This is a genomic window from Nonomuraea sp. SBT364 (genome assembly GCF_001083785.1).
Classification (GTDB): Bacteria; Actinomycetota; Actinomycetes; order Streptosporangiales; family Streptosporangiaceae; genus Nonomuraea.
The window spans coordinates 1-8,875 of the sequence record NZ_LAVL01000256.1; the positions used below are offsets into that span (position 1 = coordinate 1).

An 8,875-nucleotide genomic window follows, 5' to 3' on the forward strand; every position below is an offset into this window, starting at 1 on the left:
AGCCGGAGCAGTACGCCGCCGAGCACCCGCGCCCCCCCACACCAGGCCAACTCGACGCACCCGGCCAACTCGACGTGCCCGGCCAACTCGACGTGCCCGGCCAACCAGCCGTGCCGGGGCAGGCGGGCTCTCCGTTCAGCACCGGTGACATCGCGCCGCCCCCCGCCGGGCGGAAGGCCACCGGGGTGCCGGTGCCGTCGCCGGGGGCCAAGCAGCCGCCGGCCCCCCTGTTCGACCCGAGCGCGCCGCGCCATCCCGCGCCGGGCGACGTCCCCGTGTGGCCGCCGCACGAGGAGGGCCAGAGCCGGGGCCCCGATCTCCCCTTCAGCCCCGAGGTGTGGGGCCAGCGCCCTCAGCAGGGGCAAGGGCCCAACCTGCCCGCCCTGGCGCCGGACGCGTTCAGGCAGCCGCCGTTCGCGCCGATGCCGCCCGTCAAGCAGCCGGGCAAGAGCAAGCGGGCGCTGTTCGCCACGCTGGGGGTGCTGGTGCTGGCCGGGGTGGCGACGGGCGGGTTCTTCGCCATCAGGTCCGTCAGCTCGCCCACCCCGGAGGCCGCGTCCCAGCCGTCCGTGCCACCGGTGACGCCGACCTCGGCCCCGCCGGCGAGCACGCCGGCCGAGCCCGCGGGCGCCTCGATACTCAACTCCGAGATCACCGACCCGAAGAAGCTGTCGCTGGCGGAGGCGTTCCCGGAGAAGAAGGTGTCCGCCGCCGGGGCCTCGTTCACCCGGGTCAAGACGGATATGGCAACCACCTGCGACAAGGCGGCGGCGGGCCCGTTCGCGGAGGCGTTGCGCGAGAACAAGTGCAGCCGCGTCCTGCGCGCCACGTACGTCGACTCCAAGCGCCGCTACGCGGTGACGACCGGCATCGCCGTGCTGCCCAGCAAGGACGCCGCGCTCAAGGCCGACCGGGCCAAGAACCTCGGCCGCACCGTGTGGTTCCGCGCCCTGCCCGGCGCCGCGGGCTCGGGCGGCGACCGCGTGCACATCGCGGGCGGCTACGCGGCGGGCCTGGTGTGGGGCCGCTACATCGTCTTCAGCTACGCCACCCACGCCGACGGCCACACGCCGGACGCCAAGGAGAAGACCCTCATCAAGGTCAGCAGCGCCTTCCGCGACGAGACGTCACACGTCCTGGAGCGCCGGATCAACCAGGACTGACACCCGGCAGCGTGCGTACGCGCCGGGTGGCGGCCGCCCGCGCGGCGAGCTCCGCCGCGGGCGGGTAGCGCACCTCTTCGAGGCAGAGGCCGCGCGCCGGCGCGACGTGCACCCCGGAGTCGCGTACGGCCTGCGTGAGCACCTCGCCGGGCCACGGCACCGGCCGCCGCCCGTCGCCCACGGCCAGCAGCGAGCCGACGAGGGCCCGCACCATCGAGTGGCAGAACGCGTCGGCCACCACGGTGGCGACCAGCACCCCGTTGTCCTCGCGCACCCAGTCGAGCCGCTGCAGCTCACGAATCGTGGTGGCTCCCTCGCGCTTCTTGCAGAACGCGGCGAAGTCGTGCTCACCGAGCAGCCGGGCGGCGGCGGCGTTCAGGGCGTCGAGGTCGAGCGGCCGGTTGTGCCAGACCACCGCGTGCCGCAGCAGCGGGTCCACCCCGCCGGCGGCGTCACTGATCCGGTACGCGTACCGCCGGGAGACAGCGGAGAACCGGGCGTCAAAGCCCTCAGGAGCCACGGAGACGCGAAATATCCGTACATCGGGGTCCAGCACTCCCCCGAACCTCCGCACGAGCGCAGCGAGCCTCTCGTCCACGCCCAGCGGCACGGGGCTGTTGCCGTCGAGCCCAGCCAGCGCCTCGGCCGTCACGTCGACGTGCGCCACCTGCCCCCGGGCGTGCACCCCCGCGTCCGTACGGCCCGCGACGGTCAGGTCGGGCGGCTCGGGCAGCCGCAGGATCCGGCCCAGCGCCTGCTCGATCTCCCCCTGGACCGTGCGGAGCCCGGGCTGGCGGGCCCACCCGGAAAAGCCGCCCCCGTCGTACCCCAGGTCGAGCCGGAGCCGTACCACGATCATCCTCCCGGTATGCGAAAGGGCCCGGCCCCCACGAAGGGGTCCGGGCCCGGCAGCCTGATGGATCAGGCCTCGTCCTTCTTCGCCTCGGCGGCCGGGGTCTCCTCGGCGGGAGCCTCGGTCTCCGTGGCCTCGGCGACCGGGGTCTCCTCGGCCTTGTCCGCAGCCGTGTCGTCGGCCTTGTCCTCGGCCTTGTCGTCGGCCTTGTCCGCAGCCGGGGCGGCGGGCGCCTCGGTGGCGGCCGGACGCGAGACGGTGACGCCACGCAGCGGCTCGGTCACCAGCTCGATGACCGCCATCGGGGCGTTGTCGCCCTTCCGCGCCCCGACCTTGGTGATGCGGGTGTAGCCGCCCGGACGCTCGGCGAACGTCGGCGCGATCTCGGTGAAGAGGTGGTGAACGACGCCCTTGTCCTTGACGACGGTGAGCACCTGGCGACGGTTGTGGATGTCGCCCTTCTTCGCCTTGGTGATCAGGCGCTCCGCCACCGGACGAAGGCGCTTGGCCTTGGTGACCGTGGTGCGGATCTTGCCGTGGCGGAACAGGTCCGTGGCAAGGTTGGCCAGGATCAGCCGCTCGTGCGCCGGACTGCCGCCAAGACGCGCGCCCTTGGTGGGCTTGGGCATGGTTCTCTCCTTGTGAGTTCACCCGCCCCGGCCGTGCCAGGTACCGGGGTCGGGCCGCCAGACCCGGGACGGGTCCGCGCTATCGGGAAAATCAGTACTGCTCGGTCTCGACGTACGCGCTGTCGTCGTCGTCGTAGCCGCCGCCGGCCACCGCGGTCGGGTCGAACCCGGGCGGGGAGTCCTTGAGCGCCAGCGACATCTCGTGCAGCTTCTGCTTGACCTCTTCGATCGACTTGGCGCCGAAATTCCTTATGTCGAGGAGGTCCTGCTCGCTGCGGGCCACGAGCTCACCCACGGTGTGGATGCCCTCGCGCTTGAGGCAGTTGTACGACCGGACCGTGAGGTTGAGCTCCTCGATCGGCAGCGCCAGATCGGCGGCCAGAGCGGCGTCGGTCGGCGACGGGCCGATGTCGATGCCCTCGGCCTCGACGTTGAGCTCACGGGCCAGGCCGAACAGCTCGACGAGGGTCTTGCCGGCGGAGGCCACCGCGTCGCGGGGCTTCATGGCCGGCTTGGTCTCGACGTCCAGGATCAGACGGTCGAAGTCGGTGCGCTGCTCGACTCGGGTCGCCTCGACCTTGTAGGTGACCTTGAGCACCGGGGAGTAGATGGAGTCGATCGGGATGCGACCGATCTCCTGACCCGGCTGCTTGTTCTGGGCCGCGGAGACGTAGCCGCGACCGCGCTCGACGGTCAGCTCCATCTCCAGCTTCGCCTTGCCGTTGAGCGTGGCGATGCGCAGCTCGGGGTTGTGCACCTCGACACCGGCCGGCGGCGCGATGTCGGCGGCGGTGACCTCGCCCGGGCCCTGCTTGCGCAGGTACATCACGACCGGCTCGTCGTGCTCGGAGGAGACGACCAGTTCCTTGAGGTTGAGGATGATGTCGGTGACGTCTTCCTTGACCCCGGGAACGGTCGAGAACTCGTGCAGCACGCCCTCGATCCGGATGCTCGTCACGGCCGCGCCCGGAATGGACGACAGCAGCGTGCGACGCAGCGAGTTGCCGATGGTGTAGCCGAAGCCGGGCTCCAGCGGTTCGATGACGAACCGGGACCGGGTGTCGTCGATCGACTCTTCGAGAAGAGTCGGGCGCTGAGCGATCAGCATGGTGGGTTCTCCCCTGGTTTCGTGTGGCGCCCGCTATATGACGCCACTCCGACAAACAGTTTAGTTCGAGTACGGAATCCGTACTCGAACCAAACGAACGAGTGACTACTTGGAGTAGTACTCGACGATGAGCTGTTCCTGGACCTGGGTGTCGATCTGCTGGCGAACCGGCAGCTGGTGAACCAGGACGCGGAGCTTCTCCGGCACGACGCCGAGCCACGCGGGAACCGTGCGCTCGCCGGCGGTCGCGCGGGCGACCTCGTACGGCATCAGGTTGCGCTTGGTCTCGCGGACCTCGATGATGTCGTGCTCGCGCACGCGGTAGGACGGAATGTCCACCTTCTTGCCGTTGACCATGATGTGGCCGTGGCGGACCTGCTGGCGGGCGGCGTCACGCGACTGCGCGAAACCGGCGCGGTAGACGACGTTGTCGAGACGGCTCTCCAGGATCTGGAGGAGCACCTCACCCGACTTGCCGCTCTTGCCGGCAGCTTCCTCGTAGTAGTTGCGGAACTGCTTCTCGAGGACGCCGTAGATGCGGCGGGTCTTCTGCTTCTCGCGAAGCTGAAGCTGGTACTCGGACTCCTTGGGGCGTCCGCGGCCGTGCTCACCCGGCGGGTAAGGACGGATCTCGATGGGGCACTTGGCGGTCTCGCACTTGCTGCCCTTGAGGAAGAGCTTGGTCTTCTCGCGACGGCAGAGCTTGCAGTCCGCGCCCGTGTAACGAGCCATTTCTCAATATCTCCTGGGAATCAGACGCGGCGGCGCTTCGGCGGACGGCAGCCGTTGTGCGGAACCGGGGTGACGTCCTGGATCGAACCCACCTCGAGGCCGGTGGCCTGGAGGGAGCGGATCGCGGTCTCACGGCCGGAGCCCGGACCCTTGACGAAGACGTCGACCTTGCGCATGCCGTGCTCCATGGCGCGGCGAGCGGCGTTTTCCGCGGCCATCTGAGCGGCGAACGGGGTGGACTTACGGGAGCCCTTGAAACCCACGTGGCCGGCGCTGGCCCAGGAGATCACGTTCCCGTTGGGGTCGGTGATCGAGACGATCGTGTTGTTGAACGTGCTCTTGATGTGGGCGTGCCCGTGAGCGACGTTCTTCTTTTCCTTGCGGCGCACCTTCTTCGGTGCACCCTGGCGGCTCTTAGGAGGCATTGTTTGCCTTCACTCCTGAGGTCTTCGGTCCCGCGGCTGCGAGGACTACTTCTTACCGGGCTTCTTCTTACCGGCGACGGTCTTCTTCTTGCCCTTACGGGTGCGCGCGTTGGTCTGCGTGCGCTGGCCGTGGACCGGAAGACCCTTGCGGTGTCGGATGCCCTGGTAGCAACCAATTTCGATCTTGCGACGGATGTCGGCCTGGACCTCGCGGCGCAGGTCACCCTCGATCTTGAAGTTCGCCTCGATGTAGTCACGCATCGGGACGAGCTCGGCGTCGGAGAGCTGGTGCACGCGCAGATCGCCGCTGACACCGGTGGCCTGGAGGATCTCCTGGGCCCGGGTGCGGCCGATGCCGTAAATGTAGGTGAGAGCGATCTCCAGCCGCTTTTCGCGGGGGAGGTCGACGCCAACCAGGCGAGCCATGGTCGGGCATTCTCCTTCTCTGTGGCGGAGGTCTTGCGCCCCACTTCCCCTCCCCATGCCCGGGGTGAGGGCCCCGGCCTCCGACCGGGGGTCTCCTGAACGGTTCGACGCTGGGCCGCCTGCTCAGGTGTGGCGCGCGATTACTGTCTCAGGCTCCTCATGCGTCGAGCCCGCTCCCTGATGGGGCGGACTCGGAGAAGCCTTACGGCGACTAACCCTGACGCTGCTTGTGGCGCAGGTTGTCGCAGATCACCATGACGCGACCGTGCCGGCGAATCACCTTGCACTTGTCGCAGATCTTCTTGACGCTCGGCTTTACCTTCATTGTCCTTGTTCCTCAGACGTGTTTCCTTGCGAGCGGAGCTCGCGCCTAACGACGGGAGATCCTCGCTACGCTGCGGATTCCGTCGTTACTTGTATCGGTAGACGATCCGCCCACGACTCAGGTCGTAGGGGCTCAGTTCCACGACTACCCGGTCGTCGGGCAGGATCCGGATGTAGTGCATCCGCATCCGTCCGCTGATGTGGGCCAGGACCTTATGGCCGTTGTCGAGCTGCACCCGGAACATGGCGTTCGGGAGCGACTCAACCACAGTGCCCTCGATCTCGATGGCGCCGTCTTTCTTGGCCAAAATCCCTCGCGTTTCACTGATCGGTCGTCTGAGGCTCCGGTTCACTAAGCAGCCGCGACCTCACGCTTCGAAGAGAGCGGCAACCGGCAAAGGTCGCCGACGCGTGATAGTCATAGTGAGCCGACTAAGGAGTGTACGACACCTGTTGCTCAAACGCGAAACGCGTGCCAGGTGCCCTGACACAACCACGTGTCACTGTACCCGATAACGCGGCCTGACGCATGCGGAAGGCCCGCCGACGGGCGTCGGCGGGCCTTCCGGGCGCTCAGTAGATCCGGTGCGCCGAACCGCAGTATTTGAACGCGCCGCCCCAGCAGGTGTACGTCCAGAGCTTCTTGATGTTCTTCTTGCTCCAGGTGTGCTGGTGCGAGCCGTTCCAGCCGTAGAAGTGCTTGCCGGTGCCGCCGTTCTTGAACTCGTACCGGAACCACACGTAGCCGCGCTTGGCGGTGAACTCCTTGCCGTACCACTTCGTGTAGACCTTGCCGCCGGCCTTCCAGGTCTTGCCGTAGGTGTAGGCCTTCTTGTTGCTGGAGTAGTACTTGCCCCAGTTGCCGGCCGAGGAGGCGGCCTGCACCGTGACGGGGGCGGACGCCTGGGCGGAGGCCGGGGCGAGGGCGAGACCGGTGGCGGCGAGGGAACCGGCGATGGCGGCGGCTGCGAAGATCTTGCGCATTGTTTCCTCCGTGAGTCGTGTTCTCGACACCGCTCACGTTAGGAACATCCGCCGCCGCGTTCTGTGGACGAATGCGCAAAGCGCACTACTGCACAGAGGCCGCGCTCACCGCTTCGGCGGCGGATTGCCGAAGACGGTGCTCACCAGCAGGATCGCGCCCCATGGGCCCATCACCCACAGCGGCCACGGATAGATGAAGTCACCCGCCGTGATGCTGATGATCAGCCAGATGACCCAGTTGATCGCGCTGGCCCCGGCCCACGCGCTCCAAGCGGCCGTCATGCCGGGGTGCATCCGCCGCTTGGCCGCCGGAGCCGGCGTCACCTTGGCGGGCCGGTTGCGCAGGTCGACGTCGGGCAGATCGGCCGTCAGCTTGGCCAGGTCGCCGTACGTCTTGCTCTGGTAGAGCTGTTCGAGCCGCTCGTTGAACTCGTCCATCGTGATGCGGCCCTGGGCGGTGTGCTCACGCAGGACTCCCGCAACCCGGTCGCGGTCCACATCGGAGGCACGCATCTCGGGACTCTGCGCCATTCCCACCACTCCCGGCTCGTCTACGGCTGCGCCAGGCGCTCCTTGCCCCCGTCTAGGGCAGTTAGCACCCAAGGACCATTATGTGTCACGGCGACGCTGTGTTCGAAGTGCGCGGACGCCTTTCCGTCGACGGTCACCACGGTCCAGTCGTCGGCCAGCACGCGGGTGCGCTCGTTGCCCAGGTTGACCATGGGCTCCACGGCCAGGCACATGCCCGCCTCCAGCACCGGGCCCCGGCCCGGCTTGCCGTGGTTGGCGATCCATGGGTCCATGTGCATCTCGGTGCCGATGCCGTGGCCGCCGTACTCGGGCGGGATGCCGAAGCGGCCCTGCGACTTGACGTAGCGTTCGACCTCGTAACCGATGTCGGACAGGTGGCGGCCCACGGTGAGGGCCCGGATGCCGGCCCACATCGCCTCCTCGGTGATCCGCATCAGCTCGGTGAGCTTCGGGTCCACCTCGCCCACCGGCACCGTCACGGCCGAGTCGCCGTGCCAGCCGTCGAGGATCGCGCCGCAGTCGATCGAGATGACGTCGCCCTCGCGCAGCTCGCGGGCGTCCGTCGGGATGCCGTGCACCACCTCGTGGTTGACCGACGCGCAGATGGTCGCCGGAAAGCCCTGGTAGCCCTTGAAGGACGGGATCGCACCCTCGTCCCTGATCGCCTTCTCGGCGATGACGTCGAGGTCCAGCGGCGTCATGCCCGGCTGCACCGACCGCTTCAGCAGCTCCAGCGTGCGCCCGACGACCAGACCGGCCGCCCGCATCTTCTCCAGTTGCTCGGGCGACTTGATCTGAATTCCATGCCTGTTTCTCTTGAACACGTTCTCGGCACCCCCAGGGACTTCAACGGGCAGACGTGGGAGCTCAATTCCCCCACAATAGCCGCGAGGTGGCACGGATACCCGTGCCACCTCCGCAGTTGGTCGCCACCGTCAGCCCATGAAGGGCCGCATGGCCTCCATGGCCCTCTGGGTGACCTCTTCGACCGGGCCGGTAGCGTCGACCCCGACGAGGATGCCCTCGTCCGCGTAGTAGGAGATCAGCGGCGCTGTCTGCTCCAGATAGACCTCCAGGCGGTGCCTGACGGTCTCCTCTTTGTCGTCGTCACGCTGGAACAGCGCGCCGTCGCAGGCGTCACAGCGATCGTCCTGCTTGTCGTCGAACTCCACGTGCCAGATGCGGCCGCACTGACTGCAGGTGCGCCGGCCCGCCAGCCGCCGGACCACCTCGTCGTCGTCGACGACGAGCTCCAGCACCAGGTCGAGCCCCTGCCCCCAGTCGGCGAGCATCTTCTTGAGAATCTCCGCCTGCGGCACGTTGCGCGGGAAGCCGTCGAGCAGGAACCCGTCCTGCGCGTCGTCCTCGGAGAGACGGTCGCGGACCATGGCGATGGTGACCTCGTCGGGCACCAGGTCGCCGCGGTCCATATATGTCTTGGCGAGCTTGCCGAGGTCCGTGCCGCCGGAGACGTTGGCACGGAAAATGTCACCTGTCGAGATCTTCGGGATTGACAGGTTCGATGCGATGTACTGGGCCTGCGTCCCTTTACCCGCTCCAGGGGGCCCGACCAGAACGAGACGCACTACCGCAGGAAACCTTCGTAGTTGCGCTGCTGCAGCTGGCTCTCGATCTGCTTGACCGTGTCCAGGCCGACACCAACCATGATCAGGATGCTCGTCCCTCCGAACGGGAAGTTC

Annotated in this window: 13 protein-coding genes; 1 reads left to right on the top strand and 12 read right to left on the bottom strand. The window is 68.0% G+C overall.

Going from position 1 to position 8,875, the window contains the following annotated elements:
- On the top strand, nt 1-1,163 hold a 1,163-nt coding region (locus ADY59_RS52080), incomplete at its 5' end, for a hypothetical protein (protein ID WP_197094165.1).
- On the opposite strand, the gene truA is transcribed toward ADY59_RS52080, so the two are convergent.
- The 12 genes from truA to ADY59_RS45335 form a co-directional block, all read right to left on the bottom strand.
- On the bottom strand, nt 1,150-2,022 hold the full coding sequence (gene truA / locus ADY59_RS45280; protein ID WP_197094166.1) for a tRNA pseudouridine(38-40) synthase TruA: 873 nt from the start codon (nt 2,020-2,022) through the stop codon (nt 1,150-1,152). The genes ADY59_RS52080 and truA overlap by 14 nt on opposite strands.
- Nucleotides 2,023-2,084: 62 nt before the next feature.
- On the bottom strand, nt 2,085-2,645 hold the full coding sequence (gene rplQ / locus ADY59_RS45285) for a 50S ribosomal protein L17 (protein WP_049576917.1): 561 nt from the start codon (nt 2,643-2,645) through the stop codon (nt 2,085-2,087).
- A gap of 91 nt (nt 2,646-2,736) precedes the next feature.
- On the bottom strand, nt 2,737-3,753 hold the full coding sequence (locus ADY59_RS45290; RefSeq protein ID WP_049576920.1) for a DNA-directed RNA polymerase subunit alpha: 1,017 nt from the start codon (nt 3,751-3,753) through the stop codon (nt 2,737-2,739).
- Between the two features lie 105 nt (nt 3,754-3,858).
- Nucleotides 3,859-4,485, bottom strand: a complete 627-nt coding sequence (gene rpsD / locus ADY59_RS45295) for a 30S ribosomal protein S4 (RefSeq protein WP_049576923.1) — start codon at nt 4,483-4,485, stop codon at nt 3,859-3,861.
- A 20-nt stretch (nt 4,486-4,505) separates the two neighbouring features.
- Nucleotides 4,506-4,910, bottom strand: a complete 405-nt coding sequence (gene rpsK, locus ADY59_RS45300) for a 30S ribosomal protein S11 (RefSeq protein ID WP_020542285.1) — start codon at nt 4,908-4,910, stop codon at nt 4,506-4,508.
- A gap of 45 nt (nt 4,911-4,955) precedes the next feature.
- Nucleotides 4,956-5,336, bottom strand: a complete 381-nt coding sequence (rpsM, locus tag ADY59_RS45305) for a 30S ribosomal protein S13 (protein ID WP_049576926.1) — start codon at nt 5,334-5,336, stop codon at nt 4,956-4,958.
- A gap of 211 nt (nt 5,337-5,547) precedes the next feature.
- Nucleotides 5,548-5,661 carry a 50S ribosomal protein L36 gene (gene rpmJ / locus ADY59_RS45310; protein WP_003956441.1) on the bottom strand — a complete coding sequence of 38 codons (114 nt, stop codon included), beginning with the start codon at nt 5,659-5,661 and terminating at the stop codon, nt 5,548-5,550.
- Nucleotides 5,662-5,746: 85 nt separating this feature from the next.
- A complete protein-coding gene (infA, locus tag ADY59_RS45315) occupies nt 5,747-5,968 on the bottom strand; it encodes a translation initiation factor IF-1 (RefSeq protein WP_012887858.1) in 222 nt (73 codons plus the stop codon).
- Nucleotides 5,969-6,233: 265 nt separating this feature from the next.
- Nucleotides 6,234-6,644, bottom strand: a complete 411-nt coding sequence (locus ADY59_RS45320) for a hypothetical protein (protein ID WP_049576935.1) — start codon at nt 6,642-6,644, stop codon at nt 6,234-6,236.
- Between the two features lie 105 nt (nt 6,645-6,749).
- Nucleotides 6,750-7,157, bottom strand: coding sequence for a DUF1707 SHOCT-like domain-containing protein (locus tag ADY59_RS45325; protein ID WP_231619199.1), 408 nt, complete (start codon nt 7,155-7,157; stop codon nt 6,750-6,752).
- Between the two features lie 38 nt (nt 7,158-7,195).
- Complete coding sequence (gene map / locus ADY59_RS45330; protein ID WP_049576941.1) at nt 7,196-7,999, bottom strand: type I methionyl aminopeptidase; 804 nt, start codon at nt 7,997-7,999, stop codon at nt 7,196-7,198.
- A gap of 111 nt (nt 8,000-8,110) precedes the next feature.
- Nucleotides 8,111-8,761: an adenylate kinase gene (locus tag ADY59_RS45335; protein ID WP_049576944.1), complete on the bottom strand. Its 651-nt coding sequence runs from the start codon at nt 8,759-8,761 to the stop codon at nt 8,111-8,113.
- Between the last annotated feature and the right edge of the window lie 114 nt (nt 8,762-8,875).